Source organism: Pseudomonas mucoides (genome assembly GCF_015461845.1).
Lineage (GTDB): Bacteria > Pseudomonadota > Gammaproteobacteria > Pseudomonadales > Pseudomonadaceae > Aquipseudomonas > Aquipseudomonas mucoides.
This window is the reverse complement of record NZ_JACOPW010000010.1, coordinates 236673-261119: the sequence shown is the minus strand read 5'-3', so window position 1 is coordinate 261119 and position 24447 is coordinate 236673. Positions and strand designations below refer to the sequence as shown.

At 52.8% G+C, this 24447-nt stretch carries 19 protein-coding genes and 1 pseudogene; 12 read left to right on the top strand and 8 right to left on the bottom strand.

Going from position 1 to position 24447, the window contains the following annotated elements; genetic code table 11:
* Window positions 1-127 precede the first annotated feature (127 nt).
* The 4 genes and pseudogenes from H8F22_RS29915 to H8F22_RS29900 form a co-directional block, all read left to right on the top strand.
* Window positions 128-1339: pseudogene (locus H8F22_RS29915) on the top strand (hypothetical protein); the annotation flags it as partial.
* Window positions 1336-3225: a site-specific integrase gene (locus H8F22_RS29910; RefSeq protein WP_054889574.1), complete on the top strand. Its 1890-nt coding sequence runs from the start codon at window positions 1336-1338 to the stop codon at window positions 3223-3225. The pseudogene H8F22_RS29915 and the gene H8F22_RS29910, both read left to right, overlap by 4 nt.
* The gene (locus H8F22_RS29905) at window positions 3222-3629 is read left to right on the top strand and encodes a TetR family transcriptional regulator (protein WP_054889573.1); all 408 of its coding nucleotides are present in this window, start codon (window positions 3222-3224) and stop codon (window positions 3627-3629) included. Before H8F22_RS29910 ends, H8F22_RS29905 begins: the two co-directional genes overlap by 4 nt.
* Before the next feature lie 313 nt (window positions 3630-3942).
* On the top strand, window positions 3943-6201 hold the full coding sequence (locus H8F22_RS29900; RefSeq protein WP_043091378.1) for an AAA family ATPase: 2259 nt from the start codon (window positions 3943-3945) through the stop codon (window positions 6199-6201).
* Between the two features lie 373 nt (window positions 6202-6574).
* Here the strand turns inward: H8F22_RS29900 and H8F22_RS29895 are convergent, their stop codons facing one another.
* From H8F22_RS29895 to H8F22_RS29885, 3 genes are all read right to left on the bottom strand, one after another.
* On the bottom strand, window positions 6575-7006 hold the full coding sequence (locus H8F22_RS29895) for a LexA family protein (RefSeq protein ID WP_078468043.1): 432 nt from the start codon (window positions 7004-7006) through the stop codon (window positions 6575-6577).
* A gap of 240 nt (window positions 7007-7246) precedes the next feature.
* Window positions 7247-8089, bottom strand: coding sequence for an Ig-like domain-containing protein (locus H8F22_RS29890; RefSeq protein WP_153046044.1), 843 nt, complete (start codon window positions 8087-8089; stop codon window positions 7247-7249).
* Window positions 8090-8533: 444 nt separating this feature from the next.
* Window positions 8534-9388: a type II secretion system protein gene (locus H8F22_RS29885; protein ID WP_078468045.1), complete on the bottom strand. Its 855-nt coding sequence runs from the start codon at window positions 9386-9388 to the stop codon at window positions 8534-8536.
* Window positions 9389-9916: 528 nt separating this feature from the next.
* Here H8F22_RS29885 and H8F22_RS29880 point away from each other — a divergent pair.
* From H8F22_RS29880 to H8F22_RS29855, 6 genes are all read left to right on the top strand, one after another.
* Window positions 9917-11842: a hypothetical protein gene (locus H8F22_RS29880; RefSeq protein WP_078468046.1), complete on the top strand. Its 1926-nt coding sequence runs from the start codon at window positions 9917-9919 to the stop codon at window positions 11840-11842.
* A 137-nt stretch (window positions 11843-11979) separates the two neighbouring features.
* Window positions 11980-12294 (top strand): hypothetical protein, encoded by a 315-nt coding sequence (locus H8F22_RS29875; RefSeq protein ID WP_078468047.1) that lies wholly within the window; start codon window positions 11980-11982, stop codon window positions 12292-12294.
* 133 nt (window positions 12295-12427) lie between these two features.
* Entirely contained in the window at window positions 12428-12733 is a 306-nt protein-coding gene (locus tag H8F22_RS29870) for a hypothetical protein (RefSeq protein ID WP_078468048.1), read from the top strand.
* Window positions 12734-12819: 86 nt separating this feature from the next.
* The gene (gene yejK, locus H8F22_RS29865) at window positions 12820-13833 is read left to right on the top strand and encodes a nucleoid-associated protein YejK (RefSeq protein WP_078468049.1); all 1014 of its coding nucleotides are present in this window, start codon (window positions 12820-12822) and stop codon (window positions 13831-13833) included.
* A 514-nt stretch (window positions 13834-14347) separates the two neighbouring features.
* Complete coding sequence (locus tag H8F22_RS29860) at window positions 14348-14572, top strand: hypothetical protein (RefSeq protein ID WP_169904219.1); 225 nt, start codon at window positions 14348-14350, stop codon at window positions 14570-14572.
* A gap of 103 nt (window positions 14573-14675) precedes the next feature.
* Window positions 14676-15437 (top strand): SIR2 family NAD-dependent protein deacylase, encoded by a 762-nt coding sequence (locus H8F22_RS29855; protein ID WP_078465726.1) that lies wholly within the window; start codon window positions 14676-14678, stop codon window positions 15435-15437.
* A gap of 16 nt (window positions 15438-15453) precedes the next feature.
* Here H8F22_RS29855 and H8F22_RS29850 read toward each other — a convergent pair whose 3' ends face one another.
* Window positions 15454-16722 carry a hypothetical protein gene (locus tag H8F22_RS29850; RefSeq protein WP_078465727.1) on the bottom strand — a complete coding sequence of 423 codons (1269 nt, stop codon included), beginning with the start codon at window positions 16720-16722 and terminating at the stop codon, window positions 15454-15456.
* Between the two features lie 51 nt (window positions 16723-16773).
* A complete protein-coding gene (locus H8F22_RS29845) occupies window positions 16774-17073 on the bottom strand; it encodes a hypothetical protein (protein ID WP_078465728.1) in 300 nt (99 codons plus the stop codon).
* A gap of 689 nt (window positions 17074-17762) precedes the next feature.
* Here H8F22_RS29845 and H8F22_RS29840 point away from each other — a divergent pair.
* Together H8F22_RS29840 and H8F22_RS29835 are read left to right on the top strand one after the other, a co-directional pair.
* The gene (locus H8F22_RS29840) at window positions 17763-19016 is read left to right on the top strand and encodes a hypothetical protein (protein WP_078465730.1); all 1254 of its coding nucleotides are present in this window, start codon (window positions 17763-17765) and stop codon (window positions 19014-19016) included.
* 118 nt (window positions 19017-19134) lie between these two features.
* Window positions 19135-19308, top strand: coding sequence for a hypothetical protein (locus tag H8F22_RS29835; protein ID WP_161952138.1), 174 nt, complete (start codon window positions 19135-19137; stop codon window positions 19306-19308).
* A gap of 1212 nt (window positions 19309-20520) precedes the next feature.
* Here the strand turns inward: H8F22_RS29835 and H8F22_RS29830 are convergent.
* From H8F22_RS29830 to H8F22_RS29820, 3 genes are all read right to left on the bottom strand, one after another.
* Entirely contained in the window at window positions 20521-22020 is a 1500-nt protein-coding gene (locus H8F22_RS29830; protein WP_078465731.1) for a Fic family protein, read from the bottom strand.
* A gap of 546 nt (window positions 22021-22566) precedes the next feature.
* Window positions 22567-23838 carry a phospholipase D-like domain-containing protein gene (locus H8F22_RS29825; protein ID WP_078465732.1) on the bottom strand — a complete coding sequence of 424 codons (1272 nt, stop codon included), beginning with the start codon at window positions 23836-23838 and terminating at the stop codon, window positions 22567-22569.
* 219 nt (window positions 23839-24057) lie between these two features.
* Window positions 24058-24414, bottom strand: a complete 357-nt coding sequence (locus tag H8F22_RS29820; RefSeq protein ID WP_078465733.1) for a hypothetical protein — start codon at window positions 24412-24414, stop codon at window positions 24058-24060.
* Window positions 24415-24447: the final 33 nt, after the last annotated feature.

Genomic DNA, 24447 nt, shown 5'->3' with positions numbered 1-24447 from the left:
CTTTCTCGGTCACTTGCTTGACCGCTTCGATCTTGAATTCTTCGGGGTAACGCTGACGACTCATGGCACCTCCTATTTGGGCCTCATTATGAGGCTTGGAGGTGTCTACGAAACCAGGGGCGATTCAGCGCTAGGTAGCAGAGGGATAATTTCTCTGATCACGTCAGGGGACGATGCGACCTTTCCAAGAAACCCCTTCCCTAGTAGTGGTAAACACAAAGGAGAAACGCCACTACCCAAGCGCCAAAGGCAAGCGTTTGCCTCGGCATTGAAACAAGCAGTTGCACCGATATGGAAAGATGATGCCGTCCTAAGTGGTGAGCTTTTGGCCTACGTACTGTTGACCATCGCACTGCATACAGGGCGCAACTCCACCCCTCTTCTAGAAATGGGGCGCGACTGCCTGCGAGCGCATCCCAAAGACGGAAGTGTATTTTTGGTTTTGTGGAAGCGCCGTGGACACACCACAAACAAGGTTGCTCTACGAACAGAAAGCGCGGACGAGCGCCTCCTTGAATCTACTCCGACCATCAGAACCAATATTGAGCGCCTGATCCGCCGAGTCCTGATCCTTAGTGAACCGCTACGGCCAGAAGCGCCTGATAGCATCAAAGATCTTGTATGGCTCTATCGCGTACAACGAGGGCCAGGCCGTGGCGGCATCATCGAATTGACAGACGGGGCGCTGAAGCTAGCGACCAGAAAGCTGGTAACCGACTACAAGCTTGTAGACACAGATGGTAAGCCGCTTCGCATCAATATCTCACGCTTGCGCAAGACATTTGCCAATCGAATATTTGAACTGTTAGATGGCGATTTGACGACGACGTCAATCGCGCTAGGAAATACGCCTCAGGTGGCCGAGAGAAATTATCTAGCACCGAGCACTGAAGCAAGGCGCAACTGGCGCTTCATGGGAGAGATCCTGGTGCAAGAACTACTTAGTCGGACGATAGGCGCTACATACCAAAAAACTCCAATGGGCCAGTGCGAAGACCCGGTAAATGGTCAATACGCGCCAAAACGCCAAGGTATCGCGTGCTTTTCATTTCTCAACTGCCTGCGTTGCAAACACTACGCGATTACAGGTGAGGATTTGCACCGACTATTCAGTTTCTATTTCCGAGTATTTGCGGAGCGTGTACGGATGGGTAAACGGCGTTGGAGCCAGCAATACGCCCACATTCCTAGATTGATAGACGACTATGTTATCGCCGAAGGCCTGCGGCGAGGAGCGTTCAAACCAGAAGCTGTGGAGGCAGCCCGCGAGCAAGCTCGCGTCAGTCCGCATCCCTTTTGGTCAGTGGATGTCCTGGATAGCCTGGAGATTTTCTCGTGAGTGCGCTTAATACTGATGCACTACAGTGGAGCGAATTGGGACAGCAGCCAGGGGATGTTCGCAAGCTCGCTGTGAACGAACGTGAAGCGCTCATCATTAGTGCCACTAGGGTAGGACGCGAGTGGGTCATCCTTAGTCGATATCGTGACATGACTTGGCGATTAGAGGGATTCACCAGCAATGTGCCAGACGGTGTGCGGGAGATAGACTTCAGTCGCGTCCCTATTGAATTTATTCCGGTGATGAAGTCCGTCATGTATCGGTATTTACGTCGTGGCCGCGCCGGACAAAAACGCCCATCTGCCAGCACACTGCGCAACGTTTTCGAAAACAGCCTGCCGTTTTTGCGGCATGTAAGCACATTCAAGATCGATCATTTCGGTGCGATAACACCCATGGTCTGTGCAAATTACGTTTCTGAGTGCAGGGCTATCCGCCAGACACGGCGTAGTAAGGGAAAACCCTTATCTGTCAGCGCGCTTGAACGGCGCTTTATGGCTGTGGAGGCCCTCTACGAGCTGAGCCAATACACCCACGATCCAATACCTAGAAACCCTTGGCCTGATACCTCGGCGAGCGCGATGTCAGGGCGCCGATCGCGGGGTGAAGAGGCTGGCAAGACCCCATTACTACCCGACGATGTATTTTGCACTCTATTCGAGAAGGCACATGAGCAGGTTCGGCGTGGTAATGCTTTGCTCGACATCCAAGATGATCTAGAACGCGTCTCTGCTGAGCGGAATGGACAAGTAACCAGAAACATTCAAGAGGCGAAAAATCGTCGACTGGTTGCGCTTGGCTGGGCCGGAGGGCTTGGAGAGTTCAATCAAGCGATCCAGAGCCTCAGAACGGCATCTTACATTGTCATAGCCAGCACTTCCGGCTGCCGAAACCATGAGTTAGCAAACGTCATGATCGGAGCTCACCACAGCACTGAGGACGATGAAGGCACGGTCTACCACTGGCTGCGATCAACGTCGGAAAAAACCGACGCAGGTATCCATGATTGGATGATTCCTGAAAGTACAGTATCGGCGGTGCGCCTAATGGAGCGTTGGGCCGCTCCCTACCAGGCGATGATTGCTGACGAAATCACTCGGCGCCACAGCATCAATCCGACTGACCCTCAAATCACCGAAGCACACAAGCATCGGCATGCGCTTTTTCTTGGCGTCAGTGCCACGAAAAACAACCTAGTCAGAACCCTCTCGGGCTCAACCTGGAACAAGAACCTGAAAGCCTTCGCAAGGAGTTGTGGCCTCAGTTGGAATCTCGCAAGCCATCAATTCCGGCGAAAATTTGCCAACTACGCTGCGCATAGCCAATTCGGTGACCTGCGCTACCTCCGAGAACACTTCGCTCATTGGTCGATGGATATGACCTTAGGTTACGCCATGGATCAGGAGTGGGGTCAGCACCTCGATATCGAGCTTTTTGAAGATATCCAGTTCGAACTCGAAGACATCAAGTCTGGTGTGGTTAGTGGCTGGTTGGGCACTTCATCTCTAGGGGGCGGTTACGGAAGATCAATCAAGCAATGGCAAAGAGACCCCAAAAATCTCGCCATTTTCAAAAGCCATGCCTCGATGGTTAAGTCGATTGCCGAGAGCACCTCGATCCGAAGTAATGGCCACTCCTGGTGTACTGCTGATGATGACGGTTGCGTCGGCAATACAATGGAAAGAACGCGCTGTGGCGGCTGCGACAGCTCTGTGATTGGTGTCCAGCACGCTGGGGTCTACCAAGGTCTCTTCAACAACCTAAAAGGATTGTTGGACTGTAAAGACATCGGCGAAGGTGGTCGACAGCGCGTTCTGCGTGATTTGGATCGTTGTCGGAATGTACTGGAACAGCTTGAATTTGAACCTGAGACCGCTGACGAATGAAAACAACACGCAAGACATCCGACAGTCGAGAGCGAGATCTACGTCTTGCGTTAGCTCGCATTCAACGTGGCCGAGCCCATACAGGTGAGACCAAAGTCACTATTGCCGCAGTAGCTCGTGAGGCGGGCGTCTCAACGGCGTTGATCCATAACCACTACCCGAATGTGGCCGAGGCAATCCGCGAGGCTCAGGGCCGCTCCAGTCGTGCCCAACGCGACGTAAAGCATCAGGATCTCATAGCGGAACGCGAGAAAAATAAACTGCTCCGCCAAGAACTAGAAGAGCTACGCCTGAAAACCGCTGACCTCGCGTCGATTAATGAAGTTCTGATGGCAGAACTGCGAGCCCTAAAAGCAAGAAGCGGTGACCTTAAAATAGTAGCCCTGCCCTCCCACAAAACGTGACCCACAGATCAAACGGCCTGTAATTTTTGTTCCGAGCCGCCAGATGCGAAATTGCATTTCACGTGACCACCTTTGCATTCGACCTGACCACCGATTGCATCGGATTTGACCAGCACGCTTAGTGGCCATGACCGACAGAGAACGGCCAGGAGCGGTCATTTGTTTCGTCTCATTCATTGGGTTTCAATGCTAACCTCCCTGACGAACGAGATACTCACCGATACGTCCTGCGCTGCACTAGTTTTGACAAAACACCAAAACAGAATGGTCGAGTCTGACATAGCCAACATCAAGAGCACTATGGAGTGTGATAGTGATAAAAGGAATCTCGAAGATAAAAAATCTGGGCATTTACAACAACTACACTAAGCCGATAGATACCCAAGAGTTCGGGATAAAAAACTTGATCTTTGGGTGGAATTACTCGGGAAAAACGACGCTTTCGAGGCTATTCGCACAACTCGAAGCAAAGAAGCCGAACCCCGATCTAGCTGGATGTGAATTCAGCTTCGAGACCGATGAGCAGCCGATCACAGACAAGAACTTCGAGCAATCCAACTTGATAGTTCGCGTTTTTAATTCAGACTTCATTCGAGACAATTTGCATTTTGAAGGCAATAGCTTTAAGCCAATTCTTCTTCTCGGCAAAGAATCCGAAGAGGCCCAAAATCAGATTGGTTACATCTCGGGTCGAATCAAAAAATCCGAGGGAACGAGGAAGAAGCTTGATTCTCAATTTAACACTATCACCCAGACAGTTTCCAATGCCAAAACGGATGCGGCCAAAAACCTTCGTCAGCTTCTTAAGATTGATCCCTATACTGCAACCCAGCTAGGAAATGACATACCGGTCGTGGGCGTCCTCGACTCCCAACTTCTGGACGAGAAGGATCTTTCGGAAAGTATTGAACTTGCCTTAACTCCTGACAACAAGAAGCCAAGCACCGTCGACAGGGTCGACGCCTCTCCATCGATTGAAAATATTCACCAAGATGCAGTAACAATTCTTGCTGCTATCCCAACTTTCACCAACATGCTCAAGCATCTTGAAGACCATCCGGAGATCGAGCGCTGGGTTGAGTCAGGCCTACACATCCACCAACAAGAAGGCACTTGCGAGTTCTGCGGAAACACTGTCACCGAGGATAGGCTTGCCACATTTCGAGCCCACTTTTCCAAAGATCTCAAGGAGCACAAGCAGAAAGTCGAAAACCTTTTGCAGCGTGTAAAATCCGCTGAGATCAAGCTCACGCTGCCCAAGGAAGCTGAGTTCAACCCACAGTTCCGAGACAGCTATAAGGTCGCTGCCGCGCCTTTACCTAAGGCCATTGAAGCGTTCAATCTGGCAGTAAAGACCCTTGCGGATGACGTCCAACGCAAGGTTGATGCCCCACGCAAACAGCTGGAACCAACCCCTTTGGCCGAAGGACTGGCCAGTGTCATTGTCGATGCGATCAAGGTCATCAATACCGTAATCGATGAAAACAATAAGCTAGCTGACAACTTCACCACTGCTAAGGCAGAGGCCATTAAGCACGTGAGGTACCACTACGTTCAGCAGTTCATCGACTCTCAAGAGAATGCCGGATACGAACGTAAAAAAGCACGGATAGTCAAACGTCGTGATCGGCTGCACACGTACGCCACACGCCTTCAAGGGGAAGTCGAGAAACTTCAGGCCCTCATCAGTCAAGCCCAGCTTGGCCGAGAGAAGATCAATGAACGACTGGTATCCATGCTGGGCAGTGAAGCTATCCAGATATTGGTTATCAAAGATCCGACGACGAACCAAGAGCAGTTCAGGCTCTTCCGCAAGAATGGCAAGGTCGCCAAGAATCTTAGTGATGGGGAGCGCACCGCCATTGCCTTCTCCTACTTCCTCACTAAGCTTCAAGAGTTGAAGCCTGAGGAGTTCAAGCAGACTGTCGTATATATCGACGACCCAATTTCAAGCCTTGATGCCAATCATATCTTTCAAATCACAGCCGCGATCCGATCATTATTTTTCAAGCAAGAAAACGAAAACTCCCCATGGTTAACTACCTGCAAGCAGATTTTCATTTCGACTCACAATTTCGAATTCTTTAACCTGCTACGCGAAATTAAGCCAGAAGCCTCCAAGCAAGGGGCTAGACTGTTCCTCATTAAGCGGATAAGCGAGAAGGAATCAACATTTTGCGACATGCCTACATCATTGGCCCGTTATCAATCGGAGTATCATTTCCTCTTTGAAGTGATTTACCGCTTCCACCAGGCCCCAGACAAGACAGATCATACCGTTTTAATGCTCTTGCCCAATGCAATACGGAGATTCATTGAGCTTTATACCTACTCAAGATTACCTGGAATCATGAAGGAGACGGTAGATCAACGAGCTGAAGCATTATTTGGTGTTGAGAAATCCAAGCGCATCCTTAAGGTCTTCCACTACTTTAGCCATGCCAACACTATCGATAGATTGGTTGGGAACAATGAACTGATCTTTGATGTTGAGTATGCCGTAAAGGATCTCATAGAAGCTATCACGCAAACCGATCAGAAGCACATGGATGCACTGATTGCCTCTCTCTAAGAATAGAAATTGAAAGTGACAAGGTTGTCCGCTATGGGTCGTCTTCTGCCGGTCATGATCAAGAAGCGTGCTGGTCGAATCCGGCCCAAAGGACTGGTCAGGTCGGATGCAAACGGGCGGGCAAGTCTGTGTAATACCCAGCCAGAAACTCGATTGCCGCGTGGAGTCCTGCCATGCCCCTCCATGCCTGATCTTTGGAGCCACATGGATAGCGGATGGGCAGAGCCCGATTAACGTGCGACGACCACCTCAAAAACAAAAAACGTGAAAAAAATTACCTAGCCTAACCGATTGTATTCTCTAGAAAAAATCGTATCTAACTGTTAGTAAAGCCCCGGAACTGTTGCAATCAATAAGCGCGTAGGTAGGTTTGTCATGACGCATGATGGGTCAGGCTCCATGTTACAACTCCAAAAACCTCTATCTCCTCGGAACCTTCAATTGGTGGGTATTCTGGATTGTCAGAACTCAGAACCCACGATCCATTTTGAGATTTGTCCAGCCGCTTCACTACAGGCTGATTGCATATATAAGCAACCACGACATCGCCAATTTTTGGTGTCCTAGCTCTATCAATTATCAACCGGCTGCCAGAAACAATGCCGCACGGCAGCATCGACACACCCTCTGCCTCCCCAAGCCATACATGGGGTGCTCGCAGATCAACAAGCTCGTCAAGGGAAATAGGCGGCTCGTAGTGGTCCGCGGCAGGGCTCGGGAACCCACCGGAGAACCTGCCTGACAGAACACAAATCAGGCCAGGGACTTCGGAAGCTGTGAGTTGGCGCAGGCTAGTAATGATCACGGAATGAAATCACGATGCTGTATGGATGCACAGTATAGATCCCGGCCCCTTGTTTCAGTCAATTCCGACCAGGGGATTTCAGACAAGCGAGCGCCATGGCTGCGCCGCAGACTTGGCTTATAGACGCAGGGCCTTGCAGATCAATTGGGCTACGTGGGCTATGACGTTAGGTGAAATGACCCATCGTTCGAGTCACACGGAGTGAGCGGAGGTTTTCTGCCCGCTCCAGTCGGTGCAAGTTTATAAGGGAGCCTTGCACATTTGATAAAGGTCGTACTCAAAGTTTCGACCCGCAGTCATCGTTCCTGCCTTGGCTCCTACGGTGTACCTATAGCCGTTGTAGTCGACGGGACCACGCCAGTTCTTACCCGCACTTGCCCCGACACCGGTGGGCCCTACATCGTAAAGCAGCCAGGTATTGTTATTGGTGAGATACGTCCATCCCTTACGGCTGTACATATCGTTATTGTTCTTCTGCCCGACCCATTCGCAAGTCGCTGCTGCGGGAGGGGGCGGCGTCGCAGGCGCCTGCGTGCCGATTGCTGCCTGCTGCTGCGTTATGAGGATTGTTTGGTACGCTGGTACTGGCCCCCCAACGTTCACGATCTGACCGGTTACTAGGCTCTGCTGTCGATCCTGTCGATAAGCAATCTGATTTTGATAGCAATTTTGTGACTGCGTAAAAGCGCTGCCTGCTGGAACAGTGCTTGGATCCGGTGTCCAGCCCGAGCAGCTGTAAGGGCTGTCATAGTTGGCCCATCCCGTGTAGATGGGAGCTATCGCCGCCCAAGCATCTGTGAATGGGACATACAATGAACCTTGCCCCTCATTGGTTACGGTTGCCGCAGTGACTGTTGCACCGCCAATAACGTTCGATGAGCGCAGAGTTACGCTTGTCTGACCATTTACATCTGTCGCCGTTTGAGAAGCTCCGAGAGTGCCACTCGTTGTGCTCCACGCTAGGTTGGTACCTGCTCCTACGTTGCCGCCGAAATAGTCAGTGACAGTGGCAGTAATGGTGGTGACCTCTCCTGTAGCTGCAATAGAAGCTGGGTTGGCTACGAGTTCAACTTTCAGGCCCATTTCGCAAGAACGCCATCCATTGGTAGCGTTGTCACATACCACGGACTCCCAGCCTGACGGGCCAGACGTTGTCCGGATCGGAGCCCAGGTAGATGCTTGTGACCATGGCACAATTGCAGCAGCAAAAAGAGCCACGGCGGCAGTAATACTGCCTCTTAGGGAGCGCATCCTTTTTTGCAGCGAACGCCGAGATACCTTTGACCTATGTTCACTACGTTGGATTTGACGCAAAGTGGCTTGTAATTGACTGCCCAATAGGCAGCTTTCTATCGGTAACGGGTCGGTCATGATCAGCGCCACTGGGTAATTGAGGTACGGCTTTCGATGGAATACTGCTGTGCACGAATTGCCAAAGACGGAGGAGTTAAACTCCGCTGTTAGAACTGATGTCAGTGCGGAGCTTCGCTTTGATTGCACGCCTGGTCCGTTGAGGGACTAATCCACTCACTTGCAGACGAACATCTTTCCTGAAGAGTCGAATGCAATTGATCCCTTGGCAAAGTCGCCGCATCCCTGTCCAGCGCTGACATTGCCCGGGTTGTATGCAACCTGCTTGACCCATTTGCCACTGGTGCAATAGAGCGGTGTGCCGGCTGCAGATCTGCTCACTAGGCCATTCGGGGAGCACGCGGCGGATTCGGTGTTAGTGCCGGAGATGGCGAGGTCACCAACTGTCGTTCGACCCGATGAATTCATCGTCTGGGCCGATATCCCCCCACTAGCAGTCACAGAGACCGTATCGACGTTGTTGACCTCTGTGATGTTGTTGTTGCCCATCAACAATGTGGTTCGCATCCGGTTCAACTCAGCATTGGCTTGGGCTGTTCGAGAGAGCTTTTCGCTTAGTGCCGCTTCACTCCCTGGAACACCGACTGTGCTGCGGATGAGGTGAGTGCTTGATGAGACGACCGTTGTCCCGGGCAGATTATTAGCTACGACACCGTCCCAATCCGCGATGGTGTTCTGGTCAACGCTGAAGGTGTTGGCTGTGCATGAGGTCGTTATGGGAGAGTTGTACTTGTTTACGGTTGATACACCAGCGAGATAAGGGGGCGTGGTTCCTTTTAGTACCGTGATTGCGTTAGCGCAGAGACTTGCCCCTGGCCAGGAGCCTTTTTCCCCTCGATAGGTGCGAGCCGCATCAAGGATGGTCTGAGTCTCTTGCGCAGTCAGGTCCGCTCGCTTTTCGTTTATGTTTTCCATAAACGAAGGCACGGTAGCAGCAGCCATCATTGCCATAATCGCGATGCTAACGGCCAGTTCTAAAAGTGAAAAACCTGACTGACGGGTTGGGTACATGACAACCTCAAGCTGTTATAAATGACACTCCGGATCGAATCATTTCACAGCTGTTGAGGGATACAACCCAAAACCAAGGCGCAAAATTCAAGTGGCCGTCTGCCGCGAAAATAGTAAGCAGATCGCCTCATTTCGGTGCAAAAAATGATTTTTTCCGCGAGCTCCCAAGGTAGGCAAGCCGATATAATGCCGTCGGTTTTTTATGGCCAGCAGGGCGAAAATTTTCATATAGGTCCGACTTGGTTCAGCCACCTTCACGAAGCCAGCAAAAAGCACTCAACCAAAAATCATCTTGCCAAGCTGTTTTCTGATGCCCTATGATTTCCGGGTCTCGAAATGGGCCGCTGGCGTGGCTTGGTACGTGTTACCTCGGGATAAAGAGCTTCATCAGCTGTGCAACGAGTTACTGATACACGTCACACCCTGAAGTCGGTTTTGCGCACACCACAGGTCAGCCAGCAACCATCGTTCATCGCGCATACCTTCACGTCTAGGCATTGGCCAGGCGTAACCTTCAAGGCGATTGTGATGACCCGTATCCCATTTCAGAAAACCGATATCCAAGAATTCAAAGGCATCGCGAAACGTCTGTTCCGCGGGCTTGATCTCATTGATCATAAGAACCCTGACCGCATGCGTGAGCTGGTTGCCAAGGTTTTCGGCTACAACGACTTTCATGAAGTGATTAAAGCTGCTGAAGACGTGATTCCTGCGCCGGCGGCCCCGATCACCCGGTTCGATATTCGGCTTGTCGCAGCGGATGGATTGGTAAAGGTCGCGAACATTCCCTTTGTTGAAGCATGGCTGCGCGCAGGCCGGGCTCGATTGTATGGGCTTAGTATCGACCAGTTCACTGTTGAAGCTTTGCGCTCTGCTAGGCTGAAGGCTCGCGGGGTTGCAGCAAGTTCGCACTTGGCGCAGGACATAGGTGTGTCGACGCCCAAGTGGCATGATGAGCAGCTGCGATTCTTCCGTAACGGGGCCCCGAGCTTTGAGCTGTGCGTTAAGCATAAAGTCGCAGCTTTCCACTGGGGCACGTTCACTGTGCTCTACGACGCCATTCTCTCTTCGCGCTTCAAAGAAGCGATCATCAATCCAAATGGCTTGTTTGATGCTGGCTCCGATGATGCCATCGACACCTACCTTCGCGAGACCCTCATTCCCCAATGCTGGATTCCACTCTCGCAACTCATCCAGGACGGGCTCACGGTCCCAGATCATGAGGCAGTCTGGCTGTATGTAGAATCTGGAGTGTGCATCGGTCGTGGTATCCGCCACAAAGCACACGGTAGCTTCTTGCCTCGGTTGTTTCTGACCGATATTGAAGTCGCAGAAGGTCTTGCCATGACCCTGACTGGTACATATGTACAGGGGGGGTCGTCGCAGGGGCATAACTCTTTGAGTGTGCCGAAAGGTAATGACCTTGTGTATCAGCTTAAGCCTGGCGCTCGTTCCCCGGGGGCTGTCACTGACCCGCTGAACCAACCTGCAGCCAATCCGCATGAGCTGGATCTTGTGCCAAATCTGTTCGCCGGTTCTCAAGAGATTCTGCGTGGAGGGGGGCGCGGAAACTTAACAATTTGGGGCTTGGATGGTAAGGCTATTCGCGTTAGCCACGCCGATCGTCAGTCTTTGCAGAACACCTATTACGAAGTTGAGCCATGGCTAGCCGAGTCCGATCTTTCTGACTTGTTCCCCGATTACGTTGCGCCACCGGCTATTGACCATCGTGAAAGGTTTGCATGGTCGAAGGATCTGGAGAACAAGGTTTTCCTGCCTCCCGTATCGATCGAACTCCAAGTTCGCGCTGAAAGCATCATCAACCGGAAGAATGAAAAAGCCGTTGCTCAGTTAACCGAGGCAGCAACATCGGGCGAACTACTCACAAGGGTGGAGGCAGCGACCACGTCTGTGGTACTTGAGCAGCTGGCTGGCGACCTGATCTATGAGCTATTTGATGGCAGTGATCAAACCGAGCGGGTTAAAGACGTGTCGCAAAAGATGGTGAGCTGGTTTCCCGAACTCGCCGGTTTTCACCCTGATGTGCTTTACGCCGTCGTTGCGGTTCACGCTCAAGGCGCCTTTGGTGATCATTTCCCCGCAACCCTTCGCCTCGTGGACATTTTCTGTGCGGTGGTGCTGCTGCAGGCAGGGTTTCAAGGGGGGGGGCGCTTCCGTTTCTTGAGGATGGTACCTTCTCAAATTGCCCTGGGGCAGTGGTACAACGGCGTGATCTTGCTGACTTCTATCCATGAGGTGGCTGTGCAGTATGAGGGTTATGTCGCCGCACTTAAGAATCAGCAGGCGCGTATCAATCGGATCTCCTCGTCCATTGAGCTTGAGAGCAGTCGCCGGAAGGAGGCCTTCGATCACAAGTATCTGTATGTCAGTGACGAAATGCCCCGCGCCAAGCCCGTAAACCTCATGCAGTTGATTAATACGATGGGGGATTGAGTCAAGCCTCGATCGCTAGACTGTCAAGGCGCCCCTAGTCAAAAGGGCTGGCGGCGTTATGTTGCAACAGGTCATCAACCAGCCTCGTTAGATCTTGCTCAAACCAAGTCAGCGAGGCACTGACCTGGGGCTCTTGCATGTACTCTCTCCTGGAACTTGCATTCCTGCTCATCCTCGCACCTTACATTCTGTTCGGTGTGGTACTTGGGGCCGTTGCCGGCCTCATCATCAACTTGTTTCAACCAGCCATCCTGATGGCTTCAGTTTGGTTTGCGGTGGTAGGCGCCTACCTATCAGCGCACCGCCCAGACCCAGGTCAGCGGTTTATACCTCTGCTGGGTATGGTTGCAGATTTTCAAATCCTTGGAGTTCCTTTACCCAGCATCATCCTCGTAATCGCAGGGATTCTCCTGATCGTGGCTCTCTTGTGCCGCCAGCGGACTAAGCCGTGAGTAACTCTGAACCTGTGCGGTTGAGCACTCAAAAGGCCACGACGAATTTGAGAGGGGGCATCTGGCTGGGCCTTGGCGAATCACAAGTTATGATGGCCATTAGACGCCAGAGACCGAGAGTCGACCAAATACCATGATCAACCTAGAGCCTCAGCCCCTTGTGATGGGCACTCTCTTGCAATTCAGCAGTGACCAGCCAAGTGCTGTGATCAATCCGTTTGCCAGTTTCTCCAAGGAGCCATACGAGCTGCTCAGCTTGATCGAGGCCGCTACTGGCTATGAGCTTGATCCGCTTCAGCGTATTCACGCAGCTGAAGCTGGCCTGCTGGTGGCTCAAAGAACGACTCCCAACGCTGCACTGATGATTGAGGAGTGGATTCAGCATGCCGATCTTGCTGACTTTGCTCGTGCAGCTCGCCGGGCCTTGATCCCTGCTTAACCTCATCAATTATGCCCTCGCATATTGCGGGGCCTAGATCTGGCGGAACTCATACGCCAGAACAGCCAAGTACAGGACGCGCCACCATGCCTATAAAGCAGATTGTCATTCACCATATCGACAAAAAACCCGACGGCAATCCCGCGGTCATCCTTTTTGCTGACCACGAACTGCCGGCAGAGTCTCAGACGACTGAAACCCTGATGGCAGATCTGAATGACGCCTACAACGCCAAGCAGGGAAAGGCCTGGGGCTTGTTTCATCCAGAATCAGGCGCTCACCCATTCAGTGGCTGGCTCAGCAAATATTTGAAGCAGGAAACTACTTTCCTCGAATTCTCGAATGTGTCGATCGAACATTTGACCAAGCTGATGGAAGAGTCAAATCTCTCCACCGGCGGGCACGTTCTCATTGCTCATTATGTGCAGGGCATGACCGACTACCTCAGCATTGCGCTGTTGCATCACAGCGAAGGCGTCACAGTTACTGACACACTGGATGTCACACCCTCGCGACACCTCGATGTTGGCCAGCTCCACCTGGCCGCACGCATCAACATCTCCGAGTGGCAAAACAACAAGCAGTCGAAGCAGTACATCTCGTTCATCAAGGGCAAGAACGGTAAGAGGATTTCGGAATATTTCCGCGATTTCATCGGCTGCATGGAGGGTGTCGACGGTCCGGGTGAAACACGGACTCTGCTAAAGGCATTCAGCGACTTTGTGGAGAGTGAAGACCTCCCTGAGGAATCGGCCCGCGAGAAGGTCAGTACCCTCGTTGAATACGCTGTCAACCAGACGAAGCAAGGCGCGGCAGTCAGCCTGGAAGAGCTGTCGTCGCTGATCGATGAGGATCGGCCGCAAGCCTTCTACGACCACATCCGTAACAAAGACTACGGTCTGTCGCCGGAGATCCCGGCCGACAAGCGCACCCTCAACCAATTCCGCAAATTCACTGGGCGAGCAGAAGGGCTTTCGATCAGTTTTGAAGCTCATCTTTTGGGTTCGAAGATCGAATATGACGAAACTGCCGGCACCCTGATGATCAAGAGCCTTCCAACCCAACTGACTGATGCCCTCAAGCGCAACCAGAAGGGCTGACATTCAACGACAGTGTGGGCGGTCCGGCTCAAGGCTTCGATCTTGAGTCTGGCAAGAGCCGGGGAGTAGGACGGACATTTGTTGAGGAGCTGTGTCCGTCTACCTCCGCTGGCGCTGCTCTCTTCAATCTGGAAGATTAAAGATGAATGTGTTTTACGTTTTTGCCTTGGGCCTGGCTTTGACTGGATGCTCCAGCTCCCCTGCGAACCCAAATGTTCCTGTGATTGAGAAGTCTCTAACCCAGCAGTGGTACAAGATCGATCACGGGATAGCCAGCAGGTGGGTACCGATCGACACTCCTCACCCGTTATCACGGGAGAGAGTGATCTACATGGACCTGGCCACCATGCAACCCCCGGTGGTGGCCATACCAAAGGCGGCATTTGTACATCCGGAACCTGATCCACATCGTACGCTATCTAGGCCCATCCCAAAGCAACCGCACACCCCCCGGCCGGTACCGGGATCGATACAAAAGCCTACTGAGCACATCGAACCAACTCCAGAAAAGGGTATGGCCAAAGCTGATCTTCGCAAGCCAAGCCTGCAGGAGCAGAAGTTGACCATGAAGTACGCGGAGGGAGACGCTAATGCGGCATTCGACCTGGCCCAGCTGCTCTTCAGCCAAGGTCGCAGCGAACCCGCGTATGTTGCCCTTGAGTACGCCGTGCGGCAGAAAAACCCGAAGGCTATTGCTCTCTTTTCAAGCCTAAGACCTGAAGCGGGCGGCCAGCTGTAGTCATCTCTAAAGCCCTCAAGTTTCTCCTGCGTCGTTACCTCACGCTTGATTCCATCAGTCCGTCCATGGTCCGCTAGGCCAACGTAATGTTGAGCACAAGCCAATGAATCAGCTTTTAGAGACTTCCGCTGCATACCTCAAATGCGCCAACAAGATCGTGGTCTTCACTGGCGCTGGGGCTTCTTCTGAAAGCGGCATTGCCACATTCCGTGATGCACTGACCGGACTGTGGGAGCGATTCGATGCTCAGCGCCTGGCCACAGCACAAGCCTTTAAGGCAGACCCGTCACTTGTTTGGGGTTGGTATGAATGGAGAAGGGCCCAGGCGCAAAGCGTGCTGCCCAATCCGGGTCATGCAGCGGTCGCCCAGCTGGGTCGTCTTGTTTCAAAAATCACCATCGTTACTCAAAACGTTGATTCTCTTCACGAGCGGGCCTCCTCAGAGAACGTGCTTCACCTGCATGGGAGTCTGAGCAGTCCGCGGTGCTTCGAGTGCGCAATCCCTATGGATGTCCCTGATGTTGATGGCTATAACCTTGGTTATGGAAGCCGTATTGAACCGCCGGTTTGCCCTGAGTGTGGAGGGTTGTGCCGGCCGGGGGTCGTTTGGTTTGGTGAATCGCTGCCCCTGGACGTATGGGAGGCAGCAGTTGCGGCTGTTGCTGAGTGCGATGTGCTTTTGTCGATCGGAACATCCGGAGCGGTCTATCCAGCGGCCGCGCTGCCAAAGCAGGCGCTAAGCTCCGGCGCCGTAGTGATTCACATCAACCCAGACCGGGTAGCTGTGTCCAGTGAGAATGAAATCTCGTTGGTAGGGAAGGGCGGGGTGATACTGCCGCAGTTGCTGGCCAGGGCATTCAACTGACCGGCAAACTTCACGATCATGCTGACGCTTCAGGGCTTTTAAGAGGAATGGCGTTGAATGGCACACTCTGGGAAGAGCCGAATCTAGCGTGTGCCGCGAGCTCCACTACCAGAATGTCGTTTGTCGTGATGTCAGCCTTGAATACGCGGCCTTTTTTGACAGGAGGACGATTCTGAAAGTCTCGGAACGTATCATTGCTTAAGATGTACTCAGTCTCACCACTTGCGAGTTCGATGATGCTCTCATCTGCTTTGTGTCCTGGTGCGATCTCGTGGATCTGAACTGAGTGATGGAAATGCTTTTCACCATCTGGCCAAAGTTTCGCCGAGTTCTTCAAAGTCCCCGGATCGAAGCAGATTATGATCTCGACGCCAGGCCACAGTTGCTGAAGGGTCGGAACCAGGTGAGTGAGTGCAACCACACCGATGAATTTGCGATTCGGGTTCCTGCCCCGATAGCAGAGGTTTGTGCCATCGATGACAAGGCGGGTAATGCCCCTGCTTTCACGCTTTTGCAACTCAGCAATTCGTGTCTCAACCTTTGCAAGATTGCGCTGCAGAGACTCCACCTGACCGGTTTTGATACGGACAGCTTTATCCGTGTCTTCGAGCCCAAACAGGTTGAAGCATTGTTGCTGTACGACCCGCCGGCTAATTGCGTCCGGTGCAGCTTTGAACCGAAGGTCAAATTCAGCCGCAGACGCCCGAGCCTCGATAGCCAAGGCCAACTCACCGGTTAGCTTTTTCATTTCACGCAGCGGATCCACCAGGTGCTCGTCAAACCGTCTGACATCCGCATCGAGTTTAGCGACGTCGGGTTCAAGGTCTGCGACTTGGCGGTTATAGGTGGCGATTTCGGCATCTGCCTCTAGCCAGTCCAAGGTTTTATGGAACTGGATCTGGTAGTAGATTTTCTCGACGGCGCCGATCTGAATTTTGAGCTCAGACTCGAGTTTGGCAATCTTAGCCTCACGCTCAGTGTCTACCTTCGGCTTCGACTCACATTTTGGATGGGGTATTGTGCCAAACAGGCGCAGCTTTATGATTTCACTTACAGATAGTGGCGCCCAGGTCGCAAGGTAGGGGCTACCCATACGAGTTGAGTTCAACTCTTTCTGAATTGTCCCCACTCGCGCTCGCGCTAGTTCAAGTGACGCCTTGGCCTCCACTTCGTTAAAACAGTGGAGCCACCCGAGGAGAGTGTGCTGCTCTTCGACATTCTTTTTGGCTACCAGTAGAGCCGCAGATGCGGCCTCAAATCGCTTGCGATAGGGGTTGAGTTCCATGGTTGCCTTAAGTCCTGTCTATTTCGGTTATTCGTGTACCGCCATCGAGGATCAGTCTTGCTCAAAGCACCCGGCGGGACAGGTCATAGAATCCAAGCCGTGCGAGCAAACTCCGTTATCCCAGTCTTCTGCTTGAGTCGCCCGGAGCTCCTCTTGGGTTTGATATCCATAGGTCTCACGCGCATAAGCGAAAGCGGGCTTGTCAGACTCCTGATCGGAAAACTCATCCAGCATCGAATCGCAGAACGTAGAGTGGACGACGGCCTCATAGGTTGTGCCGTGTTTACAGGCGGCGGAATAGAGGTCATCGACGCGTTGCTTGGTCTCTGAAGATGGGTTGATTTCGAGCATAGTCCTGGTGTCCTCGTCAGTGTGTATTACGGGACATTCTAACGTCCTTATCTGGCGCACATAGCCAACCGCTCACTCGGGATTTCAGTAACACGAATGCCCCGTTATTTCGGGTGGCCTAGCTGATTGATCTTGGACGTGCTGGTTTCTGCGCTGTGCTAGTGTAGGAAAAGGTACTACATTTTTCGCAATAGTCAGCCTCATGTCGTCAGAACAGAATTGCCTCCAAGCCGTTCGGAAATGTCTTTCGAGCGTAACCTGGAGTTCAACATGTCTTTTTTTGACTCGCTTTTTGATTTGGTTGGCAGCGCGGTTGGCACTGTAGGTGATCTAGCAGTATCTGCGGTCGACATCGTGGTCGAAAACCCTGGCAAAGCCGCATTGGTATGCCTTGGTACGCTGGCCACTGGTGGTACAGCGCTGGCTTTTGCAGGTCCACTCGCCGCAGCCGCCGGATCTGCAGGGTTGTTGGGCGCAACGGCATCAGGGACAGCGATTAGCTCACTCACAGGCGTTGCGTTGACAAACGCCTCACTGGCGGCTGTTGGAGGAGGGGCTCTCGCCGCAGGCGGTGGTGGAATGGCGGTAGGCGCCACTGTAGTGGCTTCGACCGGAGCAGTATTAGGTGCTGCGGCTGGCGCGGGTGTAGCGGTTGGTGTCTCAGAGGCAGACAAAAAAGGGTAGGGCACATGCCGCGCATGACCAAGGCACATAGGGCAGGTCTGGATTTTCTTGATTTGGTCTTCTTCAACGATTTGGTCGTTCACGTAGGCATGGATGCCGAAGAACGCTCGCAGCTCCGAAGGATTGTTGAGCGGGTCACGCAAATGGTCGAGTGCCGGCATTCGGGCCGAGAGGCTGAAGTCATAAAGCATTTGGTGTTTTTCATCCTTGAGGTGAGCCTGGCCAACACCACCGAGGAGTTGATGCAGGTAAATCCGAATGTACCTCCGCCACCAAATCTTTCCTCTGAGCAGATTGAAGCAGTCGACAACTTCTGGAATGACTACCAGATGGCCTACATGACTGTGGTTACGGAAAAAAGCACTGGGGTTTTGGCCAATCCTGCATTGGAGATAGCTGAGGTATTGATAGGGGAGTTCGCTGGCTACTCGCCTCTAGTCAGGCGAGATCTGCTCACACGATGCTTTGTCAGTGAGTTCAAAGACGCGCCATTAGGTGTTTACTGTTGGCTGATCGTTTCTGGAGTTTTGCCGGTAACCAAGAACAATCCGGATCGAATCACGGATGAATTCAGCGATTCCTTCATTACACGCATAGCCTTGCTCGCCGATTACCAGATGATTGTCCACGCCTTCAACATGATGATTAGCAAGGATGAGGGTAGCGCCGTATACCTCCGTATGCGGAATCTCAGCCTGACAGAAGAAACGGTCGATCGCCTTTTGGATATTCAAAGGCATTTCAATGAAGCACTCAACAAGAAAAGCCTGAGTGGCATCCCTCTGATCTGCTGGCGGGATCTTGAAGATCCATTGCAGGTTCAGGGGTTCTTCGCCGAATGGAGCAAGCGGAAGGTGCGTTTTCGGATGCACACCGGGACCCTGGGCAGCTGGTTGGGCATTTTGGGGGCGGGCATGGTTCATGAACAACTGATGGTCGAGTATGCCCATGCCGCTAGGAATCAATACCCCAACAACCCCGGAACGGTGAGGCTTTCGGATCTCAAGGTCCCTGCGGTCTTCAGTGCCTATGACAATCGGCACACTCTCACTGATTTCGTGCAATGCCGGCTCTCTGATTACGGCCTCAGAATCAATCCAGACACCCTATACCGCAGCCATTCGACAATGAGAAAAACGACGCTGCGGTTACTGGCGATGTACTGCGACATGACGCGCGCTTCGGGCATTGCAATGGCTGCCCCGTACGAGGACGTTAACTACGGCAATGCGTTCATACACTCAGACAAGCTAGGCTGACAGCCTCATTCATCATGACGCTCCACGTCCAACCGGTCAGCGGCCGTGTCACATCGCCCAGGTGGGCAGAACGCCAGGTGCCGTTATGTTAGTGCGGCCGTACCAATAGGAACGTCTCATGTCCACCGAACAGCCGAACAAGCCAATTGCACTGCTAGTTGCCGAGGTCAAAGCACAAGCCCTGAATGCACCTGCAACTGAACAATCAGCAGCGTTGGCCAGGATCAATGTCCTTGTCGCCAACCTAAAAACATATGGACCTTCGTCAGTGCCTGCCAGGCTGGATAACTGAACGTGGAGCATACAAATCATGACCAAGGACGTCACAACATTAACCTTCCACGGCGGGCTGAAAGGGAGAGGTTATCGACGATGCCCCGGCGAAACGTGTGTCCCCCTTGTAAGCTGGCCCACCAGGAGTGGCTCTGACATCAGCCCACCTGTTTTTCCGCACGATTACAAAGAATAAAGGCTGTCACAACACCTCCTTTGACTGGGCAAACATAGGCTGTCCTGCTGCTTGACGGCAGTTAGCCGTCCGAGCAGAGCGGGGTGCCCTGGTTGTGACAACCTTTATTGTTTCGCCCTGCTGGCTGACCAGCCACTTTTCCGCACGACTAGAAAGAATAAAGGTTGTCACAACACCCCCTCTGACTAGGCCAAACCTACACTTGCCGGGTGGTTGAGGACAGTTAGTTGTCCGAACAGAGCGGGGTGCACACTGTTTGTGACAACCTTTATTGTTTAGTCCTGCCGGATGGCCAGCCACCTTACAAAAATCGAAAGATACAGAAAATGTAAGCAGTCCTGGCTGATGGCCAAGGCCGTTTCAATTCGCCTGGCGGGAGGCTCACAACGGGTCTGAACCGCCAGTGCACCTCCAAACCGAATATCTCCATATAACCAATTTTCTCGGGTTTTATGCCAAAACCGACCTAAAACGAAACATCATAGCAGGGGGAGATCTGCTTCATCTGGCGCACCTCCTAACATCTCCAAAACCCTAATTCCCCCAGATTTGCTGGGCCTGAACCTACCCACCATTCTGATTAACCGCTTTTCCTTTCTTTCCTTTGCCTGGCTGTCGCCAGGCCCTTTTCTTTCTGCTTCTCCCCCAGCTTTTCCTGTGCGGCGTGCACCTGGGCCGGCCGGGTAGGACGCTTTTAAAGGAAGAGCGTTTCACAGGAGATGTAACAGGTAGTTCGAGGGGTGCCATAGGAAAATAGGGCCGCTTTGCTATGATGTTATTTATTTAGTGGTAACGCTTTGGGTGGCACTGTCGCCAGGTGTAGCCACGAAATAAAGTCTGTCGCAGAGCATTTGAATGCTGTCGCTGAAATCCGCCGCTTACCCTATAAATCAGAGCCTTAGGTGCGTTGAATGGCGCGATGCATTGGGTGCCTCAACACCGGTTTCCGACAGACTTTATTTAGTAGGTCACACGGCAAGGCGTGGTTCAGGGGGCCGAGAATGCTATGTACCCTGGGTTAAGGTTTGGGCTGAACTATTCGTCGTCGGGCTCTGTGTAGGCTTCTGCCAGAAGGGCCTGGGCGTGACCTTCCAGGAAGTCGAAAACCTCCTCTTGGATATACCCGTTGTATTGCTTGCGCCGACCCTTTGATACGACCCCGTTCTGGTCTAAGCACTGCATAATCAGCTTACTCAAGAGGTTGCCGCGCACGTCATAGTTGTCATTAACCACCTTGAGCAAGGTGTCGTATCGTTGCAAATACTCAGTTTCTTCCCTAAGTTCGACTTCCAATGCCCGCTTGGCCATTTCCAGCGTGAAGGCCACACACTCAGTCGCATCCCAGTAGCGATATAGGCTTGGGTCGCCGGTGAAGTTAAGCGACATGTTGTCGGCATCGATCCAACGAACGTCCCAGAATTGCCGTGCAGGTTTTGAGAAGCTCTGCAGAGCTTCTAGATAGCGTTGCTCCTCTCGTTTCATGGCCACGGAGACAGGAAGTAACAAGCCGTTCTCCAGCGCACCACTGCAGCACAATGCCTGGTGTATCAAGAAGCGCGACAGTCGCCCATTCCCATCCATGAAGGGGTGCAAGAAGACGAACCCGAATGAGGCAATGCCGGCGGCCACCAGCGGGTCAAGCTCCAAGGGTGCACGGTTTGCGAAGGCCATGAGTTCGAACATCAGCTCCCGGCAAAGATCTGGAGGGGGGGGGATATAGGTGACCCCCGCCGCTCCTCGAAAGGAGTTGGTCAGGTGGTTTTGTTCATGCCGGAAGGCCACCGCCCATTCGAGCGGTTGGGAAATCGCATTGTTTTGCAAAGAAACCAAGTAGTCTTCGGTAAGCGGCTGGCGGTCATGTGCCTGGCGCAGTAATTGAACAAAACGCTCTGACTTCTGCTGGCTTGGTGCTTCCTTTTCAATCGCAAATGAAGAATCTGTTTCGCTCAGGTACGCCCAGTTTATGGCGCGATCCATCATTTCCTTAGGCAAGGAGGCAATGAACTCTTTCGAACGGCCGAGAATGTCGTATTCAAGCAGGGCCTGAACCTCAGGCGTGCGTTCTACCGTCGCGCAATATTGGAGCGTCCCAAGACCATTGAAGTCCACGCGCCAGCGGTTGTTTCGCACCGATGGGCCCGTGATGTACCGCTCTGGATCAAACAGCAGGACGCCAGGGCCCCGAGGCTTGTCCGTGTAGTCCAGTAATAAGTCGGAATAGGCTTCCCAGAGGAAGCAGACTTTGCGCAGATAGCCGCTGCTGGGAGATTGGGTTATGGCCTCGACAAGGATTCGAGCTTCAATGCGAGGCAGAGCCTGCGCCAAAATAGAGAGGTTGACGCCCTCATGTTTGAGCGCAAAGATGATGTGGGCGAGAAAATCCCCAGCCTCCGGCGCAACCGCCTGCGGTACTGCAAGCGCGCCGTTGATCCGCTCAATGCGGGTGACGGGTTGAACGAGTGCTGGGTTCTTTACCCCGATAGCCTTCAGCCTCATCTCATTGATCAAATGGGCGTAACCCACCATATTTCCCATTATTCCCCCTGTCTTTGGCTAGATTTTTTTAACAGAGCCAGAATTTTCTTAAAATATGCCCAGATCACTCAGAAAATATTAACCGAAAATGGGCGCAGAACCACGTTTTTTAGGTCTTTCGCATATCGGCGCGACGGGAATCTGTGTAGTGGTCGTCGTGTGTTTACCTGTCGGCTGTATTACGGCAACGATTTAAGCATGGCAGCCTGACATCAGCGAAAAGAGGGCTGGTAACGTGTTTTGTTTCGCGTCCTGCCAGGCCCAAGTCTCGGTTGCTCGGCTAAGCAACTTTCACAGCGTTGATGTGCAGGACATAAGCGCCGGAGCGCAGTCCCATGATTGGAACCTCCGCAGCCGGAGTTTGCAGTCACACCCGGCGCAGCGTGGCGGCTCAATCCTCACTCAGTCACTGGCGCTGCCCCCGAATTGACTCAGTGGCCGATGCCAAGCTGACACTGCCCGATTCAGTGAGTCGGACATATGCTGACAGGGATAGTCCGGATGGCTCGCTTTGGGAGCGGTCGAGCGTCGAGTGGTTGGTCTGGCCTAAACCCGGACGTTGTGCCCTAGAAATTTCAGGGACTTGGCCATCCTGCTGTTGATTGGAGGCGCCTCGTGAGGCTTGACCATCCCGACAAGCTCCAATGAGCAGAACTTCCCAATTTTGGACAGTCTGTAGTTCTCAGACCACAGCAAGTCACAGATCCTGACGGCAAAGTCGTCCTTCCCATATAGGAGATGTGTAAGGCTTGCTTTCACCCGGGTGACGTCGCCGCCGTTGTCCTTCCAAAAGACCACAGGTAGCTGAGCCAAGCCCCCGCGGGTAAACCGTAGTAACTCCGAGAAGGCATGCACCTGCAGCAGTCCCTCTGTAAGCAGCTCCTGACTGCTTTGACCTATAGCCTCAGGTGATCCAAACACCTGGTGCAGAAGGTTTTGTGAACTTACGTAGCCGGACTCAATACGGGGATCCCTCGTATCTACCCACGCTTGAGAGATCGACGCCAATTTTGTAAGCCGCGCCGCCGGGTCCAGCTCCGGCGCTTCCTTCCAGGTTTCATCATCGAGAATCAGAGTAAGGCGACACCAGTTTAGGAACCTGTTGGTTTCAGCCGAAATATCCAAACTAGCGAGCTCAGGTCGACGATACCCACCACTCTCCAAGAATGAGGCAACCTCACGAAACGCGGGCATGTACTGGCTGTAAATGAGCTTTTGCATGTCAGCCAGGAATAGGCGCTGTGGTGATTTCTTTTCACTACCTACCAAAACGTTGGTAGGCGTGACGGGGGCCAGGCCCTTGTCGAACAGGGCGTCTGCAGAGGGCAACTTCTTTGCCGATTCCCAGATAATTCGAAACTTGCTGAGCTCTGCCGGCGTCAATATGGCTGCATCATCCCAAAGCTCGGCGAAATGCAGTAGCAGCGCAGCTATGCGAGCCTCGTCGTGGGGCTGATCCAGCGTGATCGTTGCTTCGCGGTTTTGGACCAGTCCTCCCTGAGTGAGATTCGCTGATCCAAGCATTGCCTGATTGTCATCTCCAATGAAAACCTTTGAGTGGAAGCCATCTGTGAAGTAATGCACCGTACAGTTGGGTTCGGCGACAACCTTCGCCAGTTCGCCTGGATGAGTTGCCGAGTTGAGGCCAACTAGAAGCTGTACGGTCGCACCGCGGCGCGCGGCCTTGATAATCTCATCAGATCGATTGAAATACGGCGCAGCGAGCCTTAGCACTGAAGCGGATTCAAGTAGGAGACTATAGGCCGAAAGGACGTAGTCCTTGGAAGGCCCATTGGTGTGGACGGGAAAGGTGGGCATGCCGAAAACCTAGCTGCTGTGAACAGCCAGTTTACATGGGCCGCTAGTTACCGCAGAAAAACGAAGTCAGGACCCTCCGTAAGCTGGAGGGGGTGCTATCCAGCAGGGCTAGGACTAAATTCAATAATTGATGGCTCGCATATCTGACTAGATCGAGTGAGAGGCGACATGAGCCTGAAAAGTGAAGACCCATGCGCCAATGGACATTTAGGTGGCCTGTCAGAGGGCCTTCGTTGAGATAGTGCTCTCAACACCCTTGGTGTTGGAGGCTTCGGGGTAACAGTCACGCATGGCCTGATTCATAGCTGCCGACGTGCTCTTAGTTCCCAGTGTCTGGGCCAATGCAGCACACATTGAGGCTTTGCCAGCTGGTGTCAGGTATTGGCTGAGCTGGATGCCCGGGGCAGTAATTTCAGAAAGCTCTTCCTTGGTAGCTGCAACAGCCTTTACTGTGGCTACCTTTGCAACAGGGGCCTCCTGGTGCAGCATCACCGTAGTGAGCGACTCGGCGCTGGAATACAGAGACATGGCCAAGGCAACAGGTTGAGCGAGAGCTCCGATCATCGATACTAACATTGGCATTCCTTTAGGCTGGGCACCAAGCCCGCA

Coding starts and splice junctions, on each gene's coding strand:
- H8F22_RS29885 (WP_078468045.1), bottom strand. CDS start 9,388: ATGTACCCAACCCGTCAGTCAGGTTTTTCACTTTTAGAACTGGCCGTT.
- H8F22_RS29825 (WP_078465732.1), bottom strand. CDS start 23,838: ATGCCCACCTTTCCCGTCCACACCAATGGGCCTTCCAAGGACTACGTC.
- H8F22_RS29860 (WP_169904219.1), top strand. CDS start 14,348: ATGGCCAAAGCTGATCTTCGCAAGCCAAGCCTGCAGGAGCAGAAGTTG.
- yejK (WP_078468049.1), top strand. CDS start 12,820: ATGCCTATAAAGCAGATTGTCATTCACCATATCGACAAAAAACCCGAC.
- H8F22_RS29830 (WP_078465731.1), bottom strand. CDS start 22,020: ATGGGAAATATGGTGGGTTACGCCCATTTGATCAATGAGATGAGGCTG.
- H8F22_RS29870 (WP_078468048.1), top strand. CDS start 12,428: ATGATCAACCTAGAGCCTCAGCCCCTTGTGATGGGCACTCTCTTGCAA.
- H8F22_RS29845 (WP_078465728.1), bottom strand. CDS start 17,073: ATGCTCGAAATCAACCCATCTTCAGAGACCAAGCAACGCGTCGATGAC.
- H8F22_RS29875 (WP_078468047.1), top strand. CDS start 11,980: ATGTACTCTCTCCTGGAACTTGCATTCCTGCTCATCCTCGCACCTTAC.
- H8F22_RS29890 (WP_153046044.1), bottom strand. CDS start 8,089: ATGGGCCTGAAAGTTGAACTCGTAGCCAACCCAGCTTCTATTGCAGCT.
- H8F22_RS29855 (WP_078465726.1), top strand. CDS start 14,676: ATGAATCAGCTTTTAGAGACTTCCGCTGCATACCTCAAATGCGCCAAC.
- H8F22_RS29905 (WP_054889573.1), top strand. CDS start 3,222: ATGAAAACAACACGCAAGACATCCGACAGTCGAGAGCGAGATCTACGT.
- H8F22_RS29880 (WP_078468046.1), top strand. CDS start 9,917: ATGACCCGTATCCCATTTCAGAAAACCGATATCCAAGAATTCAAAGGC.
- H8F22_RS29840 (WP_078465730.1), top strand. CDS start 17,763: ATGCCGCGCATGACCAAGGCACATAGGGCAGGTCTGGATTTTCTTGAT.
- H8F22_RS29850 (WP_078465727.1), bottom strand. CDS start 16,722: ATGGAACTCAACCCCTATCGCAAGCGATTTGAGGCCGCATCTGCGGCT.
- H8F22_RS29820 (WP_078465733.1), bottom strand. CDS start 24,414: ATGTTAGTATCGATGATCGGAGCTCTCGCTCAACCTGTTGCCTTGGCC.
- H8F22_RS29835 (WP_161952138.1), top strand. CDS start 19,135: ATGTCCACCGAACAGCCGAACAAGCCAATTGCACTGCTAGTTGCCGAG.